The organism is Paenibacillus oceani (genome assembly GCF_014705615.1).
GTDB lineage: Bacteria > Bacillota > Bacilli > Paenibacillales > NBRC-103111 > Paenibacillus_AB > Paenibacillus_AB oceani.
Map to the genome: position 1 here is coordinate 14,578 of NZ_JACXJA010000058.1, position 23,997 is coordinate 38,574.

The following is a 23,997-nucleotide window of genomic DNA, read 5'->3' on the forward strand; positions in this document are numbered from 1 at the left end:
ACGATCCGCGTATCGTCCTAAGCGACACACACTACTTTTTACTGTACAGCAAACGGAGCCAGCCGGGTCAGCTCATACCGCGTCCCGATCGCGATAACGGGCTCCGCCTCCGGCTTCAGCCATTCCAGCACGCGGACTACATGTTCCTCCGCCACCGTTACACAGCCTGCCGAACCGATTCCCGGACCGCTCCATATATGAAAAAAGATCGCGCTGCCCCGCCCTTTGACCACCGGTTCCTCGTTGTACCGGATCACGGCGGCTTTCCGGTACAGCGGGATGTCGAGCCGCTCGTACGACTTCCACCGTCCCGCCGGATCTCCCGTATACCGGACCCACAAGTTGTACTCGGGCGATTCCGCATCGTCGACCCAATAATCGTCCCCGTCCGCGATCCGGTACGGCCACGAACCCGCCGGCGCGGGAGATTGACCGAAACCGGTCCCCATCCGGAAACGGCCCGCCGGCGTCTTCCCGTCCCCTTCCCGCTTCAGCACGGATAACCCGGCGCGTCCGATCGCTGCAGGGAACGCTTCCAACCGTCTCCAGCCATCCTGCTCCGCTTCCCATATAGTGAGAACCGAGCGTACGGAAGAGTAGTCTGCCGCCTCGAGGACCAGCATCTGACGGGTACGGTTGATTGTGCATGCTTCCAATTCCCATCTCTCCTTCTCCGCGTTTGCCGAATTGCATAATCCATCCATTATACGCATTTTTGTACCAAGGAAGAAGTCCTATCGCTCAAAAGACGTTCAAAGTACCAAAAAAGGTCATCGAGTTACATAGGATTCAAGCTCTACATTCTTTACAATAGACCTATCTATGCCTATCGCATATAGATATAATAGATTTTGTGGAGGGACAACATGGCAGACACATTTATCAACAAAGGAGTCGAACCGATGGACCGTCATCTTCATGCGGATATTGTTATTATCGGAGGGGGAACCGGCGGTACCGCCGCCGCGCTGGCCGCCGCCAAGATGGGCCGCACCGTCATTATGACCGAGGAAACCGATTGGATCGGCGGTCAATTAACGAGCCAGGCCGTGCCTCCGGACGAGCATCCGTGGATCGAGCAGTTTGGCTGCACCCGCAGCTATCGCCAGTTCCGCAATGGCGTACGCGCCTACTATCGCGATCATTTCCCGATGACGCCTGCCGCCCGTGCCAATGAGCGTCTGAACCCGGGAAGCGGCGGAGTAAGCCGGCTCTGTCATGAGCCTCGCACCGCGCTGGCCGTACTGAACCAGATGCTGGCCCCGTACGTGCACAGCGGCTTGCTGACGATCCTGAACCGTCATGCCGTCGAATCGACGGAAACCGAAGGCGACCGGATCGTGTCGGCCGTTGTCCTGAACCGCGACAACGGATCGCGCGTAACCTTAACGGCTCCTTACTTCCTGGATGCTACCGAGTGCGGCGACGTGCTTCCGCTTGCGGGAGTCGAGTACGTAACGGGCGCCGAATCCAAGGCGCAGACGGGCGAGCCTAACGCGCTGGACGGCGAAGCCGATCCGCTCGACATGCAAGGAATCACATATTGCTTCGCAATGGAGTATCTGGAAGGCGAAGACCATACTATCGAACGCCCGGAGCAATACGACTTCTGGCGCAACTATAAAGCCGACTTCTGGCCGGACAAAATGCTCAGCTGGTTCGGGGTTCGCCCGCATACGCTGGAGACCGTCCAGTATGAAATGTTCCCGGGAACGGACCGTTACTCGCTGTTCCATTACCGGCAAATCGTCGACAAGTCGCACTTCGAGCCGGGCACGTTCCGCGGCGATGTAACGCTCGTCAACTGGCCGCAAAATGACTACTGGCTCGGGCCTATATTCGGGGTAAGCGACGAAGAGCGCGAGAAGCACCTGGAAGGCGCTAGGCAGCTCAGCTTGTCTCTGCTGTACTGGCTCCAGACGGAAGCGCCTCGCCCGGACGGAGGCACAGGCTATCCGGGGCTGAAGCTGCGCAAAGATATCGTCGGCACCGAGGACGGCCTGGCCATGTATCCGTACATCCGCGAATCGCGCCGCATTCAAGCGGAATTCACCGTACTGGAGCAGCATGTGGCTACCGCATGCCGCCCGGACGGCAAAGCGGAAACGTTCGAGGATTCCGTCGGTATCGGCTGCTACCGGATCGACCTGCATCCGAGCACAAGCAACCGCCATTATATTGATATTTCGTCGCTGCCGTTCCAGATTCCGCTCGGCGCGCTGATCCCGGTTCGTGTGGACAACCTGCTCCCTGCATGTAAAAATCTCGGCGTCACCCACATTACGAACGGCTGCTACCGACTGCATCCGGTCGAGTGGAACATCGGGGAGGCCGCCGGTTATTTGGCCGCGTACTGCATCGAGCATGGCCTCACGCCGCGTGCCGTCCGCAACACGAAGTCCGAGCTGGAGAAATTCCAGCAGTTGCTTGTCCGTGAAGGCATCGAGCTTTCCTGGCCGGTTACCCGCCCTGTGTAAGGGCCAAACAGGCTTCCATCCCATAACAAATAGACGAGGTGTAATCGATGAGCAAAACGATCAAAATCGGCGTCGTCGGCGCCGGGTCCATTTCCGAAAGCCATCTGCGCTCCTATAAAGAAAACAGCCAGGCCGAGCTGTACGCCATCTGCGATCTGAACGAGGAACGGGCACGCGCAAAAGCGGAAAAGTACGGAATTCCGCACATCTATACCGACTACAACGAAATGCTGAAGGATGCGGCGATCGATGCCGTCAGCATCTGCACCTGGAACAATACGCACGCTCCGATCAGCATCGCGGCGCTGAACGCCGGCAAAAACGTGCTTTGCGAAAAGCCTTTGTGCAAAACGGTTGAGGAAGCGCTGGCCGTCGAAGAAGCGGTCCGCAAAAGCGGCAAGACGCTTCAGGTCGGCTTCGTCCGCCGTTATGCGTCGAACACCCGCATCGTCAAGCAGTTTATCGACAACGGCGACTTCGGCGAGATCTACTACGCGAAGGCCTCCTGCATTCGCCGTGTAGGCAATCCGGGCGGCTGGTTCTCCGATATCGAGCGCTCGGGCGGCGGTCCGCTGATCGACGTAGGCGTACACGTCATCGATCTGTGCTGGTACTTGATGGGACGCCCGAAAGTAAAAAGCGTCAGCGGCAATACGTACCGCAAGCTCGGCAATCGTTCCAACGTCAAAAACTTCGCCTTCTACCGGGCGGCCGACTATGACGCCAACCATAACGACGTAGAGGATATGGCCAATGCGGTCATCCGCTTCGAGAACGGCGCCTCCCTGGTCGTCGATGCGAGCTTCACCCTGCATGCCAAGAAGGAAGAACTGACGGTCAAGCTGTTCGGCGAAAAAGGCGGCATCGAGGTAGAGCCCGAGCTGTCGATCATTACCGAGAAGTATGACACGATCTTGAATGTGACTCCGCAAATCAACAACCTGTCGTTCGACTTCGTCAAAGGGTTCCAGGACGAGATCGACCATTTCGTAGGCGTCTGCCTCGGTGAGCGCGAGACGCTGAGCCCGGTCGAAGACGGCGTAGAGATGATGAAAATTCTTTGCGGCATTTACGAATCCGCGGAGAAGGGCGAAGAAATTCGCTTCTAATGTACAAAGGGGCTGTCCGAAATTCGGACAACCTCTTTTTTACATGTTGATTGATAATAATTATCATTCTTGGCAACAATAAAGAAGGTAGACATACGAAGAAGGGAGATTGCAGCTCCCCTCTTGTAGACAAACCTTAAATTTTTGCTTCAAACGTCTTGCAGTCTGTCTCTTCGGAATTTCTCGCGTGATTGCCGCGGTGGCTGACCACATAAATCGAAGAAGCGTTGCATTTGTTGCCGTTAGCCCAATATTTGCACGAATTAACCTCGCACAATACGTCCTTTGCCATGCTCATCTCACCTCCCTTCCTCCTATTAAGGGTCGGCCTAACGAGCATGGTTTTATACTCGTTCCGGCGTTTTTTTCTTGTGCGCTCCGCAAATACATCGCACCATACCAATAACAGCCTGATCCTTCCTATATCCTCGGACAGCGCCCGATTCCGGACACGAAAAAACCGCCGTCGCATACGCGAACAGCGGTTTTTTTCGATTCTCCTTCTCCTGCTACCCTTATTAAAGCTGTTTCTTATTTCTTGTTAGCTGCGTACCACTCGTTAGCCGCTTTCGTCATATCGTCGCCGCCTTCTGCTTTCCATTGAGTGACGAATTTGTCGAAGTTGGCAACCGGCTCGGCACCAGTAATGTACTTGATAAGCGTATCTTCCATCAGCTTGTTCAGCTTTTGAGCATTTTTGGCGATAGCATCGATCGGCGGTGCGAACGCCAGCGGATCGGTTACCATGCTGCCTTTGGCATTCTCTTGTAGCTTGGTGAAGGCGTTGGTCAGGATAGGGTCCTTACGAACGCGGGCTTGCCAGTAGATCGGATAGTTTTTCTCGTCAACGCCGGTCAGGAAGGAGCTTGCATTGTTCCACTCGTCGTTGAATTTAGGCAGAATCGGAATATAGTTACCGTTTTCCAATTTGTGGTGAACGCCTTCTTCACCGATAGCCGCACCTTTGAAAATGTCTTTCTCCAGCTTCAGATCCAGATACTTCAGCACTTCTTCCTTGTTCTCCGCCCACTTCGGAATCGCTGCATAATAAGCGATGGAAGCGGAGCCTACTGCTGCGGCTTTGCCGTTGTCGCCTTTAACCAGCGGCAAGATATCCATCTTGGCGTTCGGGAAGTTTTTGAGCAGCGCGTTTTGGATCGATGGCGCATTGTAGTATCCGTTCGGCATCATAGCCGCTTTACCGCTCGTGAAGTTCTCGATGACTTTGTTCGATTGGTTGATGGACCATTCGGTATCGATCAGCTTCTCGTCATAGAGCTTTTTCATGAACTCTACATAAGCCTTCATATTCGGATGCTCGGCCATATGCGTGACTTTGCCGTTTGCTTCGTTCCAGGTCGTCGTAATGCCGAACGTTGTAGCGATTTGCTCAACCATCGGAGCTTTACCGCCAGTGAGCGGGATGACGTTCTTTTTCTCTCTAATCGTCTTCAAGAACGTATACAGCTCGTCACGGTTCGTCGGAGCTTTCAAGCCGAGCTCGTCAACCCAGTCCTGACGTACGAACAGACCGAGGTTGGCGATGACGCCGGAGCCTGTTTGCGGGATACCGAACGTTTTTCCGTTCAGCTTCGCACCGTTCCAGGAAGCTTGGCTGATGACGCTTTTCAGGTTCGTTCCGTTTTTGGCAACCATCTCGTCGATCGGTTCCAATGCGCCGGAAGCGGCAAGCTTCGCATATTGAGTCGCATTCAGAATGAGGAACGAGTACGGCTCTTTGTTAGCCATAAGCAGGTTCAGCTTCTCGTCGGCGTTCTCAACCGGAAGCATTTCGTACGTTACTTTGTAACCAGTTTTTTCGTTCAAATATTTGGCAACCGGCTCAGCATTCGGATCGAAGCGGCCGTATTGGATCAGCGCTTTGAATTCCGGCTTCGGTTTGTTAGCGTCAACTTTATTTCCTTCTGCCGGAGCCGGCGTGCTGCCCCCGGACGTTTTTGGATCTCCGCCGCCGCAAGCCGCCAGCGAGACCGCCAAAGTGGCGATGGATACAACGGACAATGTTTTTTTGAACATGGATGAACCTCCCTTTTAGCTGTGCAAATCCGTTATCGATTCATGCAATACCTCATGATAATGCCTTCAGAGCCCATTTCCGTTTTCCCCAACCACCCCCCTTCATATACAGAGCACCTGCTTGTTATCCCTTGACGGAGCCGACAAGAACGCCCTTCACGAAATACTTTTGCAGGAACGGGTATACGATTAGGATCGGCAGCGTAGCCAGTATGATCGAAGCGGCCTGGATCGCTTGAGGCGATGCGTTCATCGCGGCGTCGATATTAATATCTTGACCCGAACGAAGGAAGGTGTCGCTGGAAGACACGAACAGCTCTTTCAAGTACAGCTGCAGCGGCTTCAGATTCGCCGAGTTGATATAGATGAGTGACGCGAAGTAATCGTTCCAGAACGCTACCGCATAGAACAGTGCGATCGTAGCCAGAACCGGCATAGACAGCGGAAGCATAATCCGGAACAAAATCGTCAGGTTGCTCGCTCCGTCCAGCTTGGCCGATTCCTCCAGGCTGTCCGGCAGACTCTCAAAGTAGTTTTTGATAATAAGCATGTTATAAACGCTGACCATCGACGGAAGGAACAACACCCACAACGTGTTGATCAAGTTCAGCTTCTGCATAAGCAGGTAGGTCGGAATGAGACCGCCGCTGAACAACATCGTGAAGATAAACATCAGGATGAACCATTTGCGCCCGCGGAGCCTCGGCTTCGACAGCGGATAAGCGACCAGTGTCGTCATAAACAGACCGAGCGCCGTACCGACAACCGTTACGGTTATCGACACTTTAAAAGCATTCATGAACAACGAATTTTGAACGACGTACTTATACGTTCCGATCTGGAAGTCGACCGGCCACAACGATACGATACCCGAGACGACAGCCGCCTCGCTGCTGAATGATTTCGCGATCAGATTAAGAAACGGAAAGATCGTCGTAATCGCAAGCAGTACAAAAAAGGTATGGTTGAATACGGAAAACACTTTCTCGCCAAATGATGCTTTGATGCCGCCGCCGGACTTTTTGGGTGCCTTCGCGACGTTAGACGCTTCGCTAGTAGTCATAGCTGATCCCCCTTCATAATCCGTCACCAGATCCCACGCTGCAAATATTTTCGGCTTAGCGCGTTACCCGAGATAATCAGGACGAAGGCGATAACCGAATCGAACAAGCCTACAGCGGTGGAGAAGCTGTAATCCTGATCGCCTAACCCGATCCGGTACACGTAGGTGCCGATAACGTCAGAGACGTTGTAGACGCTCGGATTGTACATAACGAGAATTTGCTCGGTGCCGGCCTCCAGAATGTTGCCGAGACGAAGAATGAACATGAGCAAAATAATAGGAATAAGTCCCGGAAGCGTAATGTGCAGCACCTGCTGCCACTTGCTCGCTCCGTCGATTTTCGCAGCCTCATACAGCTGCGGATCGATGCTGGTTAATGCCGCCAAGTATACGATCGTACTCCAGCCGACCTCTTTCCAACCGGCCGACGAGATCAGGACGGAACGGAATATATCGCTGTCGAGGAAGAAGCGGATCGGCTCTCCTCCAAGCGCGACGATCATCCGGTTGACGATACCGCCGTTCGTGGACAAAATGTCGATGAACAAACCGCTGACGATTACCCAGGACAAAAAGTGCGGCAAGTAAATGATCGTCTGAATACTCCGCTTGAACACCATGTGTCTTAGCTCGTTCAGCAGGATGGCGACGATAATCGGAAGCGGGAACAGGAATACGATCTTATAGACGGAAATAATAAGCGTATTCTGAAACACCTGCCAGAAATTTTCGTTGACGAGCAGTTTCTCGAAATGCCTCAGGCCTACCCACGGGCTGGCCGCCATGCCTTCGAAGATGTTGAAATCCTTAAACGCAATAACGATCCCGTACATGGGCGTGTACTTAAATAGCAAAATGAATGCGAGTCCCGGAATAAGCGCTACGTATAAGTCCCAATCTTTGCGGATGTCGGTCCATAACGTCTTAGCATACGATTTCCGGGGTGAGGAAGCAGTTGCTCCATTTGTTGCAGGCTCCATCTTGTTGTCGTCCCCCTTCTGATTCTGTCGAGAACGGCGCCTTAGAGCTTTCTTTCGCCCGGCGAATCCGTTGTTGTTCCAAGTGTAGCAAACCGGGGGGCCGTTTGTACCGGACTACTTTTACGTCTTTTGGTACTTTCGTGACAACTCCCGGGATGCAAGCTCCAAGTTGCCTTAACCGCGCGCCTCACACAAAAAGCACAACTATGAAAGCGATTCCAAAGAGAGGAACCGAATGTCGTAATTTGTCTGAAAATACTTCTCGGCAGGCGCGTCGTCTTCCCTTGTCCGGCGAACGTATGTGCGTTATAATCGCGGTACAGCATGGTTTGGAGAACGGATATCTTTATGCCCGAAGAAGGGAGGAAACAGCCGATGCCGCAGCCGATTGCCGTAAGAAGCGTACACGAGGAGTTCGACGAGCAGGTGATGCTTGGATGCGTACACAAGCTGCTCGGCAGGTCCGATGCAGCGATCGAGTCTTGGACGTGCGCGACGATCGACTACCGGACTCCGAATTTCGTGAACGGCGGACTGTTTCGTCTGCATGGCACAGCCACGGTTGACCGAAGCTTCGTCCCGTGGTCCTTGATCGTCAAAATTACAAATCCCGATGCCGACAGGGCAGCGGGGACGCATTACAACTATTGGAAACGCGAAGCGTTCGCCTATCGTTCGGACCTTCGGGGAATCTTGCCGGAAGGTATAGCCGTTCCGGACTGTTATGCCGTGGAGGAGAAGCCGGACGGGCGGCTGTGGCTGTGGCTGGAGGAAATTCCGGGGAATACGGACAGCGTATGGTCCGATGACGAGTACGGATACGCCGCGTGGCAGATCGGACGATTCCATGCGGCTTATTTGAACGGGCTGCCTATTCCGGAAGAAGACTGGTTATGCCGGTCCTGGCTCCGCTCTTGGGTAGCCGAGTGCAGCAAATATACGGTCAACGTGCGGGAAGCGGACTGGCACCACGCCTCCGCCGACGAGCAGCGGATTCGGTCCGTTCTGGACCGGTACGAGGACTTGCTCCTCCATATGCCGCATCTGATCGATGGGGTGGAGCGGCTGCCTCGCGTGCTCGCCCACCAGGATATATGGCGCAAAAATATGTATATCCGCCAGGAGCCGAACCGGGATATACGTCTGGTGCTTATCGATTGGCAGTTTGCCAGCGTATCCGGCGTAGGCGAGGAACTGGGGCGGTTTTACGGCTTGACGATGAGCAAGCGGTATATCCGGCCCGAGCGGTATGCAGCGTACGATCGACTGCTGTTCGGCCGGTATACGGACGGGCTGAGCGGCTCCGGATGGGGCGGGGACGTCCGTCTGGCGCGATACGGCTTCTGCACGGCGGTCGCCGCCCGCAGCATCTGGGAAGTGCCCAAGATGATCGAACTGCTGGCAGCCAGCCGCAGTTCGGAAGGCGCCAAGCGGGAAGCGCAGGAGGAGAGAGCCCGCCTCTTGCTGTCGATTACGGAGGTCCACATGCAACTGCTGGAGGAAGCCAAGCGGCTCCACAAGGAGTTTGGGGGCATGCCAAACTAGCCGCGGAACGCCCCCGGCTAGTAGTGCCATCTATAGCTGTACGTCGGGCGGCGCTCCCTCCATCCCCTATGCCCGGAGACAGACAGGCAAGGGCTGGGGTTGGGATCGGGAAGCGCTGCTTAGGGCCGTACTTCCCCCGGCGTTACACCCCAGTACTTGCGGAATACGCGGGTAAAGTAGCTGCCGTCGTGATAGCCGACGAGACTGGCCGCTTCGCTGATTTTGGCACCGTCGAGAAGCGCCGCCTTGGCGCGCTCCATCTTGCGCTCGATCACATAAGCGGAGAACGATTTGCCCGTCTCCTGCTTGAACAGACGGCTCAAGTACGAGGAATTGACGAACAGCCGGTCCGCCACCTGATGGAGCGATATTTCCTGATCCATCTCCTCTTCGACGATGCTGAGCAACTGCTTTACGATCTGATGGCTGACCGACATCCGCTGCTTCTGCACATATACAGCCGCGCGGCGCACGATCCGCAGCAGCATCGCATGGATTTGCTCCTTATGGCCCAGCGCCTGCGGATTAAAGAAGTGGACATAGTCGTCCCCGGCAAAATCTTTGAACGGCCATCCCTGCTTCTGCATAATTCGGATCAGCAGCGCGCCGAAAAACATCACGTTCTCCTGCACGTCGTCCATCGATTCAGCCGTTACGATGCCGCTCACCGACCAGAGCCTGTCGAGCGTATCTGCCGCCTTCTCCTCGTCCCCCGTCTGAAGAGCGATCTCCAGCGCCTTCTCCAGATTCGGGTCCGACGGAAGCACCGGCTTGTCCCCCGACTCCTCGCGGAACGGGATGGCGATATTGCCTCCGTAGATGATCCGGTTCTGCAGCGCCCGCATCGACTGCCGGTACAGCTCCGGCACCTCGTCCCGCCCCCCGGTCGTCCGGCAGATTCCCGCGCTTGCGGTCAGCTTCAGACACTCTTTTACGGTAGACAGCAGCCGGGTAATATCGGTATTGACCTGCAGCATCACGACGCCGTCGTCTTTGTCCGCCGGCGCTTTCCATATAAGCGCCGTTGCCCCTCCCGGGTCGGAGCATACCCAATACTCCGGCAGCAGTTCCTTGGCAATCCCGCTTAAAGCAAACTGCAAAACCGGCATGTCCTGCTGCGTAAACCGGGTTTCCTCCTCCGACACAGGGTCCATATCCAGCGCAGCGACCACGTACCTGGCATCATGCTCCAGCTCCAGCTGCACATCCTGGCTGCGTCTCGTAATTTCCCACTCTACAAATTTCCCGTTCAGCCAATTCACGAAGAAATTGTTCTGCAGATGCGGCAAGTTATGACGCCACTTCTCCTGCAGCGCATCCTGGCTATGCTTCAGCTCCAGCTCCCTGCGAAGCTGCTGGGCGGCCCCCAGCACGGCATCGAGAATTTCCGAATCGCCTGCCGGCTTCAGCAAATATTTGGACACCCCGAACTCCAGCGCCTTCTGGGCATAGGTGAAATTGTCGTGTCCGCTCAGGATGATCGTCTTCGTCATCAGCCCCTGCTCCGCCACTTTGCGCGCCACCGTCAGCCCGTCCACGCCAGGAATCTGAATGTCGAGCAGCATCAGGTCCGGTTTCTTCCTCTCGATCAGTTCAAGGGCATCCATTCCGTTATGAGCCATCCCGACGATATCGATCCCGTGCTGCTCCCAAGGAATGTTATTAGCCAAACTGTTGCATAGTCGAATCTCGTCTTCCACGATCAGCAAATTCATCCCGATGTTCGCTCCTTTCGCTTAATCTGGTTCCGTCTGTTCGGGAGAAAGCTGGAACGTCTCCTTGCATCGGTCAAGCGGCAGACGAACCGTCACCGCCGTCCCCTCCCCTTGCCGGCTCTCCACTTCTATAACGGATTGTTTGCCGTATACCATACGGATTCGGGAAGCCACGTTGCGTAGCCCGTACAAATCTTTGTTCGACTCCCACGGCGGCAGCGACAATCCGGACTTGTCCGGACCGAAGATGTGCTCCAGTTCCCCGCGGATATAATCGAGCCTCTCCGGGGTCATCCCTACCCCGTTGTCCGCAACGATCATATACAGAAAACCGCCCTCCGTATACGTCCGTACCGTCAACTGTCCTCCGCGCTCCCTTTGTTCCAGACCGTGAAGAATCGCATTTTCCACAAGCGGCTGCAGCAGCAGCTTCATCACTGGAACCGGCTTGCTCGCTTCGTCGACGTCGTAGGCGACCGAGAACTTGTCCAAGAAACGCAGCTGCTGCACCCGGACGTAGTAGTGCAGATGAGAAATCGTCTCCTCCACCGTGAACGTGTCCGTGCCTTTGCTCAGGCTGAGCCGGAAAAACCGCGACAAGTTCAGCACCATCTCGCTGATTTCGTCCGCCTCATAGTTTTTGGCCGCCCAATAGATCGAATCCAGCGTATTGTACAAAAAGTGCGGATTGATCTGGGTCTGCAAAAATTTCAGTTCGGTGAGCGCCAGGCGCAATTGCTGTTCGTAGCCGTGCTGGATCAGATGTTTCTGGTCGTAGATCATCTGGTTAAACGCCTGGGTCAAATAACCGAGCTCGTCCTGCCGGTGGTTGTCCAGCTTGACGTTGAAGTTACCGCTGCCGGCCCGCTTCATGCCCTGCATCAGCTTCTGAATCGGAGAAGCGATGCTGCTGTATACCGCCCAGGAGATCCAGAGCGCGAGCAGGACGCTAATTGCGATAATGATATACGTATACGCCTGAATCTGCTTCGTCTTGGCGAACACTTCGCTTTGCGGCTGCATGAGCAGCAGCGACCATTTGTAATATTTGGAGCCGATCTCGACTTGAAACGTATCTTTGTCGGCCATCCGCTTCTCCAGGCTCGCCTCGGTAATGTCGCCCGTCCCCGTAATCGGCTTGCGCTCGTCCGTCAGCAGAACGATTTGCGCATTCTCGGACGGGAGCAGCGAGCGGATCAGGTCAAGCAGCTTCGTCTGGTTCAGCGTGACGACGAGCAGATTGGGCTGCCGGCCCGGATTGTTCAGATCCATCGCGCGCACCAGCGAGATTCCGTCCGCTCCGATAATTTGGCCGAACGTCTTGCCGTCGGGCGTAGGCTCGTCAGGCAGTGTGTACATAATCCCGCTTCCCCCGAAACGGGCCAGCAGTTGGAGCCAGGATTGCTGCGTCTGGCTGGAAATATGCCGGCTGCCGGTCGTCGTTGACACGGCTACATTGGACAAAGAATGGTACACCGATATTTGCGAGATCATATGATTGATCGACGTAATATTGGACAGCTGCTTCAGCACCTCGGTGAAGTTGGCGACGTCTTGCGGCGACAGATCCGCCCCGGACTGATCGAGCAGCCGGAGCATATTCGTATCGGTTGCGATTAAGGTCGAGATCTCCTCGACGTTCTGCAGCGTTACGTCGATATAGTCCATTGAGGACGTAAGCGCCGCCCTCGTACGCTCGGTCGTCTGGTCGAGCAGCATCTGCCTCGACTGAAAGTTCGAGAACAAGCTGACGGCCACAAGCGGCAGCAAAATAAACAAAAAATATACGGTCAGCCTCATCTGAATATTTTGATGATACAGCCGGTTAAACCAACGGAGCGGATATATGCGGAAAACCTCCGTTTCTGTTAGAGTAAACAAGGACGTTGCGGATTAGTCCAGAGAGGCCCGGTACCATTCATTGACCTCGCGCGTTATTTCGTCTCCGCCCTCCAGCCTCCACCGGCTAACGTATTGATCGAAATCGTCCAGAGAAGCTACGCCCAGCACGATCTTAATAAACTGCTCCTCCATCGAAGAGAGCTTCATCATATATTTGCCCATGGCCGGAGTCGGAAGCCCGGTGAACCGGTTCACGATCAGGTTGTTTTCGACTCTTTTCTGGTTTTCGTATAACCGGAAATGCTCCCCGAGCGAATCCAGACGCTGCTTATCCAGCTCAGGCTCGATGACTTCCACAAGTGCGGAATAGATGCCCCGGTACTTGTGCTTGTCGTGCTCCGGGAAGTTGGTTACCATCTTGCCGTCCTTCATCGACCAGATCTCGTTCTCGAAACCGAGCTTCAGGTTGCTGTGGCCTTCGCCCGCGATAAAATTGAGCAGCCGGATGACGTCCGCTCCGTTCGGGCTGCCGGCGGGCACGATACTGTATCCTCGAACGAGCGATGTGGAGTAGGTCCCCTTCTCGCCTCGCGGCCCTGTCGGATATTCGAGCGGAATCCATTCCGCTTTCGGATCGCGCTGCTTGTTCTGATCGATCGGCCCCCGGGTATCGTACCAGGCGGCGGAGAAAATCCCGACTTTGCCTGACGCCACTTTTTCTTCGAGCGTTTTCGTCCGGTTCAGCGGAAATTCCGGATCGATCAGCCTCTCCGCATACAATCGGCGCAAAAAGGCCAGCGCTTCCTTCGTCTCAGGCAGCGTATTGGAATAGACCAGCTTCCCGTCCCGCTCCAGCCAGCTGTCGAGCTGGGTGCCGAACGCGCCGAAGAACGGAGCGCTTCTCCCGAGCTTCTCCGTCAGCAGCAATCCGATCGTGTCGTGAACCCCGTTGCCGTCCGGATCGCCGAAGGTGAACGCACGGATTACTTCATAATATTCGTCCAGCGTTCGCGGCGGCTTCAGCCCGAGCCGGTCGAGCCAATCTTTGCGGGCGTACATCAGCTCGACGCCCTTCACCTCATTCATGCTCGGCACGGCGTAGATCATCCCGTTAAATGTCACCTGATCCCAGGCTTCCTTCGGAATTTTCCTCTTCAGATCGGGGCCGTACTGGTCGATCAGCTCGTCGAGCGGCTGCAGCTTGTGCTCCTGCACTTTGTTGGACAGCCATACATCGTCGACCGCATACAGCATATCCGGCAAAGCGGTGGACGATAAGACGATGTTTAATTTCTCATGATAGCTTTCGTTCGGCGGCAAACTCACGTTGATGTTGAGCTTCGTATTCCGCTCGATATAGTCCAGATACGGATTATGGTTTTCATCCATCCCCGGAGGAAAAGATGTTCCAAGAGAAGTAACAACGATGGAAATTTCCTTCTTTTGGCTTTTTTCGATCCCCGTCTTTTCGCCTGCGGACGACAATACCGCCCATACGGACAACCCCGCCGCTATCGCAGCCGTTCCCGCCGCCGCAAGAAGCACTCTTTGTCTCTTTGTCGTGTTTCCCATTCGCGTCTTCCTTTCCGACCGCTTGCTAGCGGATGCGAACTTACGCGATACCCCCTGAAAACGGAACCGCTTTCAGCTTTCTTTCAAGAAATATTTTATCATTCCGGGGGGGAAAAAGAAACTCGTGGACCGCGAAGCGGCGCGTTTCGTGGCGAAATGAGCCACCCTTTCCGCTATATCCAATCTTTCCCTTGCCTTTTGGCAAACGATGCAAGTATGGTTAATACCAAAAAGCCATATGGAGGCTCCTCATGACCGATAATCTTTCCTTGGTCCGCGCCGATCAAGGCCAAATCGAGTATGTCAGACAAAAGCTGATCGAGTATAACGCCCGCCATGTCGCCGATGAACTGAAATCCGTTTACGAGCCGATCCATCTGATCCTCAAAAACGAGCAAGGGGACATCGTCGCAGGACTGCTTAGCTGCCTATGCTGGAATTGGGTGGAAGTCGACATCTTGTGGGTAGACGAGCCGTATCGCCATCAAGGATACGGCACCCGGCTGCTGCAAGCGATCGAGGACACGGCCCGCTCCAAAGGCGCCGACTTCCTAAAGCTGAATACATTCGGCTTCCAGGCTCCCGAATTTTACAAAAAGCACGGCTTCCAGCTTCTGTTCGAGATCGACAACGCGCCGCGAGGCAGCCGGCATTACTACTTCATGAAGCCGCTGCGGCCGGTAGAGTGAGGCGGCCGATCCTGCTATAATGAAGACAAACTGGCGGATACAAGGAAGAAATCGAGGTGAACGTGATGGCCAAGAAAAAAGGACCAGCTCCCGCTCCATCCCCTACGGCAGGCGACCAGCCGGCGACCCTAAAAGATTTACTGAATCCCGACGTCATCCAGAAGCTCAAGGCCACAGGCGATGACCTGAAAGCTGCGGAAGAGAAACGCAGGGAAGATCTGCGCAAGCAAGCGGAGCATGCGCGCAAAGCGGAGCAGAAACGGCTCGAGAACGACTTTGGTCACCTGCTCGAGCAAAGCGGGATGGACTGGCGGAAGTATAAATAACCGGACGATTGGTCCGGGTTGATGTGGAAAAGCCGATGCTGGTTGTAGCGTCGGCTTTTGGTTTTGGGGGTTGGGGTTGCTCTTATTTCGGCGCTTGGAGCCCAATTTGCGTCTGATCCACGCAAATAAGAGCTGCCAGCACCTCTTATTCGGCCGATAATCGTCGATTTCGACCAAATAGAGGCGGTTCGCAGCTCTTATTTCGGCGCTTGGAGCCCAATTTGCGTCTGATCCACGCAAATAAGAGCTGCCAGCACCTCTTATTCGGCCGATAATCGTCGATTTCGACCAAATAGAGGCGGTTCGCAGCTCTTATTTCGGCGCTTGGAGCCCGATTTGCGTCTGTTCCACGCAAATAAGAGCTGCCAGCACCTCTTATTCGGCCGATAATCGTTGATTTCGACCAAATAGAGGCGGTTCGCAGCTCTTATTTCGGCGCTTGGAGCCCGATTTGCGTCTGTTCCACGCAAATAAGAGCTGCCAGCACCTCTTATTCGGCCGATAATCGTCGATTTCGACCAAATAGAGGCGGTTCGCAGCTCTTATTTCGGCGCATGGAGCGCGATTTGCGCTTATTTCGGCGCGCAAAAGCCCAAATGCGCCTATACCTATCATGATCCGCGGGCACCAGGAGCTACCATGCTCCGCTTACTCGGCAGGCTTCGCCTTGACCCATTCCGTTTCTCCCGGAGCCAGGTTATACCAGACCGTTCCGTCGGCGGCCGTCCATTTCTCATAAGCGCGCACCTTCTGCTCGGAGTAATGTCCCTTGCCATGAAGCCGTTCTCCGCCGACCGGGAAGTAGTAGCTCTCCGTTTTCGCATCGACCTCTACTTCTTCCTCCGTAGTCACGATCTGCTGCGGATCGTCCAGCAGCGCTCTCAGATTGATCCATCTTGGGCCGTCGTCCGATTGGAGCCGCACCCATTCTCCGGTCGCTTCGACCGTCTGGTAAGTTCCGGGAGCCAGCAGGCGGTCCTCCCCGGTAGCGTACGAGTAAGGTTTGTCGGAATAGTATACGTCCGGTCCGATCTCGAGCACCTTATCCATCGTCCGGTAATACTTGAGCGCCTCGTGCTTGGGCGTGATCCAGCGTGTGCCGCCCTTCCATTCGATCTGATACCAGTACGGCGACCACGGTCCTTTGCCTTCCCATCCGAAGGCGACCACTTGGACGACTCCGGCGGCAACCTTCTCGCCTTTTCCTTCCGTTTCGTAAGGAACCGGATAGGCGGTCTCGTCACCGGTCAGCTTCATCGCATACGACTTCTTCCATACCGGCACATGTTCCAATATCGCCGGGTCCTTGATCCACTTCTCTCCGAGCCACGTCTTCACCCGGTACCACGTGCCGCTGCCCGCACTGAACTGACGGGCGGTATCGGCATATTTGGGACTGTATGCGACGGTTCCCGTCACGTGAAGCTGCTGCGGCCCGATGGAAGCTCCGGTTTTCCTGGCGGGGTCCGGCCCGTCATACAGCGCCACGGTGTTCAGTAAAGTCACTTCCTTCCGCTCTTCTGCATATCCCCCATACAACACCGAGGCGTCGTCCCGAATCCATTTCGCGCCAAGCCATGTCTTTACCCGAATCCAGTTGCCGAGCTGAGCCGGATCTTCGCGACCGGTCCAATCGACCTCCAAAGACTGAAAAGCCGCAAGCGCCCCGACCGGTGTCCCGCCTTCTTCCGGACGATCGAACAGTTCCGTCTGTTCCGAGATCGTAACCGATGCCGAAAGAGTAGATCCGGCCTCCGCCTTCTCAGACGCCCAGACCGGTCCCAGCAGAATAGCCGCAGAAACAAGGATAGCGAGCCTGCGTTTTCTTGTCATACCGCCTGTCCCTCCCAACATTCTTGGATATATCCGTTTAGACGAGTGCGCGGTTCATTAGTTGCGGTGCCCTCTTGCCGCGTCCGTCTTAGACGATGATTTTGCTGACGAAATAATCGACGTGTTCGCGCATCCCCGTCTCGATATCCCACGTGCTGCTTCCGTCCACCCTGAGCAAAACATAAACGCCGATCATCGCAAACAACGGGTATTGATACTCCGCCGCCAAGATGCGCGCGTCGGCTGGCTGGATGCGCCCGGCAGCGATCCAGATCGAAAACACCTTTTCCAGCGACTTCAACATGTTCCCGACTATGTCGTTTAAATAAATATCCCGAACCACCCGGTCCCGGTATTGTTCGAGATACATCATCCGCCACACTTTGGCCATGACCGGGTCGTCGATATGTTTCATCAAGCCCGCCAAGCTTTGCTTCAGGAAAAGCTCCGGACTCACGGACTGCAGCATACCGCCAAGATGGTCCTCCTGCGGTAAAATCCGCGAGATGGAACGCCGGAAATTAAAGAAAATCGTGGAGAGCAGTTCCTCCTTGCTGCGGAAATGGTTGTACAGCGAGCTCTCCTTAATGCCGACTTCCTTCGTAATATCGCGGATCGATACGCCGGTGAACCCTTTGCGGGAAAAAAGCTCGATGGAAATATCCATAATTTTGATCTTATTCGGACTTTCAATCGGTTTCCCGTCCATATCCTGGTAGAAGATCGAATCGGTTGTCATCGCCACTAGGCTGCACTCCTTTGCAAGTCGATTTAGAAGTGTTCATACGCTGCGGAGGGCACAAACAGTCAGGACGGGCACGCACTCGCGCGTTATGCAACGACCTGTATTATTTATAATGCTAACTAACGCCCGTTACCCTGTCAACTTTTCCCTTGCTTTGTATTCCGGCTTTCTGCCTTTGTGGTACAATCAAGTTTATTAGAAATCATCCGGGGAGTGAAGCGGCATGAGTCTTGTTATAGATGTACGCAATATCACGTGGAACCGCGATAATAAAACCGTACTGAACCATATCGATTGGCAGGTAGCGAACGGCGAGAATTGGGCGATTCTGGGGTTAAACGGCTCGGGCAAAACGACGCTGCTTAATATGATTACAGGTTATATCTGGCCGACGGAAGGTCAAGTCTCGGTGCTGGGGCATCTGTACGGAACAGTAGATTTGCGCGAGCTGCGCAAATCGATCGGCTGGGTCAGCTCTTCGCTCCAGGAGAAGCTGCACATGAACGACCGGACCCAGCATGTCGTGCTGAGCGGAAAGTACGCAACCATCGGCCTGTACGACAAACCGTCCGAAGAAGACGCCCAGCGGGCCGAACAGCTGATGAAGCAGCTCGGCGTCTGGCATCTGTACGACCGTCACTATCATTCCTGCTCGCAAGGCGAGAAGCAGAAGCTGCTCATCGCCAGAGCGCTGATGGCCTCTCCGCGCCTGCTTATTCTGGACGAGCCGTGCAACGGCCTCGACGTGTTCTCGCGGGAACAGCTGCTGTCGAGCATACAGGAGCTCGTCTCCAGTCCCGACGCGCCGACGCTCATTTACGTCACGCATCATATCGAGGAAATCGTACCGGCGTTCACGAAGGCGCTGCTGATCCGCTCTGGCGAGGTTTATCAGGCCGGCCCTACGCGAGATGTACTGACCTCGGATTACTTAACCGACTTTTTCCAGGCTCCGGTAGAGGTGGAGTGGCGGTACGACCGCGCTTGGCTCAAAGTGATTTCTTGATATAAAGCGTCTGCTCTACAATAGTTCGTCCTATTAATAGGTAACCCGACTAAGCTTCCCGCGCCAGCTCAGCGTTCTTCCTCCGCCGATTGGCGGGGCGGGACGCTTTTTGGCATTCCCCTGTCCTTCGCTTTCGCCGTCTGGCATACGGTCTGATCGCCGCCGCTCGCTGCCTTGCTGCTCCGCTGTCCGTTCCGTCAGCCGCTTCTTTTCAGCGGCGAACCTAAATGCGATATTGCGGCGGGGGATTTTCTCCGGAGCTTGCGTAGTACTCTATAAAGGTCATCATTTCATCTCACAAAGGGGAGCTTCGAGCGCTTATGGAACCTAGAAACGACGATCGGCTGGCCGAGCGGCTCAAGCGGAAGGATACCGAAGCGCTGGCACAGCTCATCGAGTCGTATGCCGACAGTCTGTACCGGCTGGCCGAACGGATTCTGTCCCCTGACCCTAGAAAGGAAGACGTCGAGGAATGCATAAGCGACGTATTCCTGACCGCATGGGACAAAATCGGGCAATTCGATCCGGCAAAAGGAACGCTGCAAGTATGGCTGTTCATGCTGACCAAATACAAGTCGCTGGACTATCGCCGGAAGCTCGCCTCATGGCGGGACCGGGCAGAAGCGGAATCAGGAGCGAAGGAGCCGGCCGATCGCGGACAAGGGACGGAGGAACGGGTGCTGGCTAAGGAAACATGGGAAGAGGTGATGCGGATCGCCGATTCTCTCGAACCGCTGAACCGAACTCTTTTTGTCAAACGGTATCTGTACTACGAACCGGTCGACACGATTGCGGGAAGCACGGGATTGACGCCCAAAGCGGTGGAGCGCAGACTGGCGAGGATTCGCAGCCTGTTCCGGCAGCGGATGCCGGACCGGATGGAGGAGGAGAGCTTATGAACGCTAACGAGGAAAAAATGTTGTTCCGTCTGGCCGATTCCATCGAGCCGGAAGCCGCAGCGGACCGCTTCGGCGACGTGGAGCCCTCCCGGGAGGAAGCCCGTCTGGATGCCCAGACGCTCAGCCGCATCCGGTCCAGAACGTTCGCCAAGCTCGGCCTGGCAGCGAACCCGGCCCTCTCTCCCGGAAGCGACACGGCAGCCGTCCCCGATACGCCCGCAGCAGCAGAAGCCCTGTTGTCCGCGGAAGCGGTACAGCGCCGATCGCCCCTCCGCAGACGTCTGCTGGCCGCCGCCGTGGCGGGATTATGCCTTATAGCAGGCGCGCTGGCCTTGTATGCGTCGCCGGATGTCCGCGCACAGGTCCGCAAGATGCTGCAATTCATACCCGGCTACGGAACCGTCCAATCCAGCGAGGATCATGAGATCCTCTACATTTTGCCCGCACCGGTTACGCATCTCGACGGAACGGACCGGATCGATATTCGCGGATTCTCGATCGGCAGCACTCATTCTTCCGCAGCTTTAACGGGGACAGCTGCCCCTGTCAAGACGATGGAACTGATTAACGCAGACGGCAACCGGTACGAGTTCAAAGCCAGCATGATCGCCAGCGCCGGAGATTGGACCGGGGGCTTCTATTACACAGGGCCTATTAAGGTGACAGAGGAGATGTCCGTATCGTTTGACGGCACGCCTTCCGATATGAAGATCCGCCTAACCCCTCCGGAAAAGGTGGACCGCGTCGAGGATCTGGGCGTAACCGACGTTCGAAGCGGGATTACTTTGACGGCGGTGGCGACCGCTCAACAGAACGGGCAGATGAGAGTCACACTCGTGCCGCAGCTTCCGCCCGCGAGCCGAATCGAATCGTTCGGCCTCGGTTCTTATGAGAATATAGCGGCGCCGACGCTTACCGGGCCGTCAGGAGAGCCGATCCCTTATATTCGGGATGAGAACTTCCCGAATCCGAATGAATTGATGTTCGCACCCAACGAGCGGGAGCTCTCCGGCTACAAGCTGCATATTCCGGAGCTTGCGCTTGTCCGGCGTGCGGAGCAGCCGGTAAAGATGACGATGCCGCTCCCGCAGTCGGGAGTTCTGGAGCTGAACCGGCAGTGGAACCTGCTAGGTTTCCCGGTCAAGGTAAAACGCGTGGAGCGGCTCGCTTACGATTCCTACGTACCGGGATCGATGCGGATCGAATTCGACCTAGAGCATGACGATACGGAGATGGAATCGCTGCTCCATTTCTTTCCTGACTTTTCGGTAAAAGGCCAAAGCGGAGGAGCATCCTCCCGGCTGAACGAAGTCACCCGAGCCATGGAGGATATGACGCTGGAGGCGGAGCCGGACCAGCAGGAGCTTACGATCTACGTGACGGAAATCCGCACGGTCGTGCGCGGTCCGTGGGAGTTCGAACTGAAAACCGCCGCCAAGTAAAATACAGCCGTCGCCTCATCCGATCGCGACGGCTGCCAGTGTTGCGGCTACGACTGCCGCGGCCGCCACCACGGCCCAGTCCCGGCGGCTCATGACGAGCTGCACGGCGGAGGTGCGGCGCTGCCCCGTCCGGGTGTAGCCGCGCGCTTCCATCGAGACGGTCAGGTCCGTCGCCATCTGCAGCAGCGACATCAGCAGCGGCACGATCATCGCAGGCAGGTCCCGCAGCCGGGTCGCTCCGCTGCGCCTCACCCGCTTGCCGCGCGAGCGGGCGATCCGGTTGAACTTGACGGCTTCCCGCCGCAGCACCGGGATGAAGCGGAGCAGCAAGGAGCCGGTCAGCGCCACCGCTTCGACCGGAAAGCGGATATAGCGCAGCGGGAGCAGCACATACTCGATCGCCCGCTTCATCTCGAAAGGTGTCGTCGTTGCCGACAGCAGGATGCCCGCGACCATGACGCAGCCGATCTTCAACAGCTCGAACGACGTAACCCCGGCCGCAGCCGCCGAGAACGTAAAGACGCCAAAACGGATCGGAGCTTCGGTTGCACTGCCTCCCGCCCCCGGCTCCCATGCGCCGCCGGAAGAGCTTGCAGCCGGACCCGCCTCCCCGATTCCGAGGCCGGATACGGCGACAGAGGCCGCGGCAAACCATAGAAACGGCCGCATCAGCGGCACGATATGCCGCGCCGGCACCCGGCACAGCAGCAGAAGCGCCGCAGCCGTTATAGCGCCCAGTCCGAACCCGGTCCAGTCGCGCTGGATCAGTACGCCGATCGAGAAGGTCATCATAAACAGCCATTTGGCACGCGGATCGAGCGATTCGACGAATCGTTTCGGCGAGCCCGCTATACGCCCGCTGCCCCGGTCCCGATCTGGTCCCGGCTCCCGGTCCCGCTCAAGCGCGGCTCCCGGTTGCGTCGCCACCCCTTCCCCGGGCGCTTCCCCATAAGCGTCCGTCTCCAAGAACGGACGCCGCCCGGCAGCCCGCAACCGGCCCGCAATCAGATCGGCCGCTTCCTCCGGCGCAAGAAACTTCGCCGGAACCGGCAGCCCCAGCAATCGCAGCTGCCCGGCCAGCTCGGCGGATGCCGGTCTGCCGATGCTGGCGCGGTCCCATACGTCCGGGCGCAAGGCCAGCTCGGACGCGGGCATGTCCGCGATCACGCCGCCTTCGCGCAGCACGACAACACGGTCAGCCGCCGGCAGCAGCAGGTCGAGATCGTGTGTGGCGGCGATGATGCCGCCGGACGGCCTTCCCTTCCGGCTGAGCAGTGCGCTTACGAGCCTCGAAGCCGCTTCCGGGTCCAGCCCGGCCGTCGGCTCGTCAAGCAGCAGCCAGTCCGGATCGGCGGCCAGCGTGGTGGCGATCGCGACTCTCCGTTTCTCCCCGCCGCTGAGCACCAGCGGCGATTCCGCCTTGAGCGAATCCGCCAACCCCATCTCACTCATCGCACGGTCCGTGCGGGTCCGGTTCTCATCGTCCGGCAGCTTCATGTAACCGAGCGAATAGTCGAATTCCTTCTGAACCGTCGCAGCGAACAGCTGCAACTCGGGATACTGGAACTGGCGGCCGATCCGGTAAGCCGCCTCCCGGTTGAGCCGACGCCCGTCCCGGATCGGTACCCCGTCCAGCTCTACCGTTCCTTCGCAGGCGGTTAGTCCGGACAACACATCGAGCAGCGTCGATTTCCCGGCTCCATTCGCTCCGACGAGCAGGGTCAGCTCTCCGCTGCCGAACGTGCAGCTCACCTCGCTCAGCAGCCGGCGGCCATCCTCGGCGACGACCGTTGCCTTCTCCGTCCTTATCGGCATAGTTCCGTCACCGCTCTTCTCAGCTGCCCGTCAAGCATCGGACATTCGCCCAGCTCTATGCCAATCTGAAGCAACCGGTGCGCCACCTGGATCGCATAAGGCGGCCGGAACCCGAGTGACAGGCAAGGCGTCTCCGCCGGATCGAACATCCTGCCGTTCCCGGCCGATCCGTAGAAGAACCGCTCGGGCGTGCCGTCGTACGCGATGCCCCCATTCACGAGCGCAATGACCCGGGTTGCGGGGACGAGTTCATCCATCGATTGCGTCGCCCATACGATCGTGGCGCCGCGTTCATGCAGCTCGCGGGCAATCCGGAGCACGGCCGATCTGGTGTCCAGGTCGAGCATGGACGCCGGCTCGTCGAGCAGCAGCGACTGCGCTCCGGTGACCATAGCCCCCGCAATGCACAGCAGTTGCTTCTGGCCGCCGGACAGACGTTCTACCGGCGTGTCCGGATGAACGTCCATACCCGCCGCCGCCATCGCCCGGCGGAACCTTTCGGCCATCTCCACCAGCGGAACGCCCCGATTCTCCATGCCGAAGCATACTTCCTCGTACACCGTTTCACCTACGATTTGAGCGTCCGGATTTTGAAAGACATACCCGGGCTGCCGACCCGACTCCCCATCCGCCGTCAAGGAGCCTCCGGACAACGGGCATAACCCTCCGAGCACCCGCAGCAGCGTGCTTTTCCCGCTTCCGTTACGTCCGACGACCGCGATATATTCACCCTCTCCGACAGCCAGGTTCAGCCCCTGCAGCACCTTTCTCGGTCCGCTTGCAGCCTGAACCGTCACTTCCGCGTTATCCAACCTCCACAATGGCCGCACCGGCATAGGCCCCTTTCCGAATCCGCATTGACAGGCTTATGCCTATCCTGTAACTTCGAATATGGTACCATA

20 protein-coding genes are annotated in these 23,997 nt (G+C 56.6%); 8 read left to right on the forward strand and 12 right to left on the reverse strand.

From position 1 onward, the window contains the following. Nucleotides 1–38: 38 nt before the first annotated feature. Nucleotides 39–656, reverse strand: coding sequence for a L,D-transpeptidase family protein (locus IDH45_RS31000; protein WP_190932027.1), 618 nt, complete (start codon nucleotides 654–656; stop codon nucleotides 39–41). 246 nt (nucleotides 657–902) lie between these two features. On the opposite strand from IDH45_RS31000, the gene IDH45_RS31005 reads away from it, so the two are divergent. Both IDH45_RS31005 and IDH45_RS31010 read left to right on the forward strand, forming a co-directional pair. Next, nucleotides 903–2,477: an FAD-dependent oxidoreductase gene (locus tag IDH45_RS31005; RefSeq protein WP_190932055.1), complete on the forward strand. Its 1,575-nt coding sequence runs from the start codon at nucleotides 903–905 to the stop codon at nucleotides 2,475–2,477. Nucleotides 2,478–2,524: 47 nt separating this feature from the next. Then, on the forward strand, nucleotides 2,525–3,586 hold the full coding sequence (locus tag IDH45_RS31010; RefSeq protein WP_190932028.1) for a Gfo/Idh/MocA family protein: 1,062 nt from the start codon (nucleotides 2,525–2,527) through the stop codon (nucleotides 3,584–3,586). A 136-nt stretch (nucleotides 3,587–3,722) separates the two neighbouring features. Here IDH45_RS31010 and IDH45_RS31015 read toward each other — a convergent pair whose 3' ends face one another. The 4 genes from IDH45_RS31015 to IDH45_RS31030 form a co-directional block, all read right to left on the reverse strand. Next, on the reverse strand, nucleotides 3,723–3,878 hold the full coding sequence (locus IDH45_RS31015; protein ID WP_190932056.1) for a DUF1540 domain-containing protein: 156 nt from the start codon (nucleotides 3,876–3,878) through the stop codon (nucleotides 3,723–3,725). A gap of 239 nt (nucleotides 3,879–4,117) precedes the next feature. Next, nucleotides 4,118–5,623 carry a type 2 periplasmic-binding domain-containing protein gene (locus IDH45_RS31020; protein WP_190932029.1) on the reverse strand — a complete coding sequence of 502 codons (1,506 nt, stop codon included), beginning with the start codon at nucleotides 5,621–5,623 and terminating at the stop codon, nucleotides 4,118–4,120. Between the two features lie 124 nt (nucleotides 5,624–5,747). Then, a complete protein-coding gene (locus IDH45_RS31025; protein ID WP_190932030.1) occupies nucleotides 5,748–6,686 on the reverse strand; it encodes a carbohydrate ABC transporter permease in 939 nt (312 codons plus the stop codon). Nucleotides 6,687–6,709: 23 nt separating this feature from the next. Then, entirely contained in the window at nucleotides 6,710–7,666 is a 957-nt protein-coding gene (locus IDH45_RS31030; protein WP_190932031.1) for an ABC transporter permease, read from the reverse strand. A gap of 375 nt (nucleotides 7,667–8,041) precedes the next feature. On the opposite strand from IDH45_RS31030, the gene IDH45_RS31035 reads away from it, so the two are divergent. Next, complete coding sequence (locus IDH45_RS31035; RefSeq protein ID WP_190932032.1) at nucleotides 8,042–9,211, forward strand: protein kinase family protein; 1,170 nt, start codon at nucleotides 8,042–8,044, stop codon at nucleotides 9,209–9,211. A gap of 119 nt (nucleotides 9,212–9,330) precedes the next feature. On the opposite strand, the gene IDH45_RS31040 is transcribed toward IDH45_RS31035, so the two are convergent. The 3 genes from IDH45_RS31040 to IDH45_RS31050 form a co-directional block, all read right to left on the reverse strand. After that, the gene (locus IDH45_RS31040) at nucleotides 9,331–10,926 is read right to left on the reverse strand and encodes a response regulator transcription factor (RefSeq protein WP_190932033.1); all 1,596 of its coding nucleotides are present in this window, start codon (nucleotides 10,924–10,926) and stop codon (nucleotides 9,331–9,333) included. Between the two features lie 21 nt (nucleotides 10,927–10,947). After that, on the reverse strand, nucleotides 10,948–12,726 hold the full coding sequence (locus tag IDH45_RS31045) for a cache domain-containing sensor histidine kinase (protein ID WP_190932034.1): 1,779 nt from the start codon (nucleotides 12,724–12,726) through the stop codon (nucleotides 10,948–10,950). Between the two features lie 93 nt (nucleotides 12,727–12,819). Next, nucleotides 12,820–14,340, reverse strand: a complete 1,521-nt coding sequence (locus IDH45_RS31050) for an extracellular solute-binding protein (protein WP_190932035.1) — start codon at nucleotides 14,338–14,340, stop codon at nucleotides 12,820–12,822. A 251-nt stretch (nucleotides 14,341–14,591) separates the two neighbouring features. Here IDH45_RS31050 and IDH45_RS31055 point away from each other — a divergent pair, with 251 nt between their 5' ends. Together IDH45_RS31055 and IDH45_RS31060 are read left to right on the forward strand one after the other, a co-directional pair. Beyond that, on the forward strand, nucleotides 14,592–15,029 hold the full coding sequence (locus IDH45_RS31055) for a GNAT family N-acetyltransferase (RefSeq protein WP_190932036.1): 438 nt from the start codon (nucleotides 14,592–14,594) through the stop codon (nucleotides 15,027–15,029). Nucleotides 15,030–15,094: 65 nt separating this feature from the next. Beyond that, entirely contained in the window at nucleotides 15,095–15,355 is a 261-nt protein-coding gene (locus IDH45_RS31060) for a YqkE family protein (RefSeq protein ID WP_190932057.1), read from the forward strand. Between the two features lie 648 nt (nucleotides 15,356–16,003). Here the strand turns inward: IDH45_RS31060 and IDH45_RS31065 are convergent. Then, nucleotides 16,004–17,188, reverse strand: a complete 1,185-nt coding sequence (locus IDH45_RS31065; protein WP_190932037.1) for a hypothetical protein — start codon at nucleotides 17,186–17,188, stop codon at nucleotides 16,004–16,006. A gap of 88 nt (nucleotides 17,189–17,276) precedes the next feature. Then, on the reverse strand, nucleotides 17,277–17,927 hold the full coding sequence (locus IDH45_RS31070) for a TetR/AcrR family transcriptional regulator (protein WP_223837178.1): 651 nt from the start codon (nucleotides 17,925–17,927) through the stop codon (nucleotides 17,277–17,279). A gap of 229 nt (nucleotides 17,928–18,156) precedes the next feature. Between IDH45_RS31070 and IDH45_RS31075 the strand changes: the two genes are divergently transcribed. The 3 genes from IDH45_RS31075 (at nucleotide 18,157) to IDH45_RS31085 (ending at nucleotide 21,280) form a co-directional block, all read left to right on the forward strand. Continuing rightward, complete coding sequence (locus IDH45_RS31075) at nucleotides 18,157–18,939, forward strand: ABC transporter ATP-binding protein (protein WP_190932039.1); 783 nt, start codon at nucleotides 18,157–18,159, stop codon at nucleotides 18,937–18,939. Between the two features lie 320 nt (nucleotides 18,940–19,259). Continuing rightward, the gene (locus IDH45_RS31080) at nucleotides 19,260–19,838 is read left to right on the forward strand and encodes a sigma-70 family RNA polymerase sigma factor (RefSeq protein ID WP_190932040.1); all 579 of its coding nucleotides are present in this window, start codon (nucleotides 19,260–19,262) and stop codon (nucleotides 19,836–19,838) included. Next, nucleotides 19,835–21,280, forward strand: coding sequence for a hypothetical protein (locus IDH45_RS31085; RefSeq protein WP_190932041.1), 1,446 nt, complete (start codon nucleotides 19,835–19,837; stop codon nucleotides 21,278–21,280). Before IDH45_RS31080 ends, IDH45_RS31085 begins: the two co-directional genes overlap by 4 nt. A gap of 15 nt (nucleotides 21,281–21,295) precedes the next feature. On the opposite strand, the gene IDH45_RS31090 is transcribed toward IDH45_RS31085, so the two are convergent. Continuing rightward, a complete protein-coding gene (locus IDH45_RS31090) occupies nucleotides 21,296–23,095 on the reverse strand; it encodes an ATP-binding cassette domain-containing protein (RefSeq protein ID WP_190932042.1) in 1,800 nt (599 codons plus the stop codon). Further along, nucleotides 23,086–23,925, reverse strand: coding sequence for an energy-coupling factor ABC transporter ATP-binding protein (locus IDH45_RS31095; protein ID WP_190932043.1), 840 nt, complete (start codon nucleotides 23,923–23,925; stop codon nucleotides 23,086–23,088). The genes IDH45_RS31090 and IDH45_RS31095 overlap by 10 nt, the downstream gene beginning before the upstream one ends. Nucleotides 23,926–23,997 lie beyond the last annotated feature (72 nt).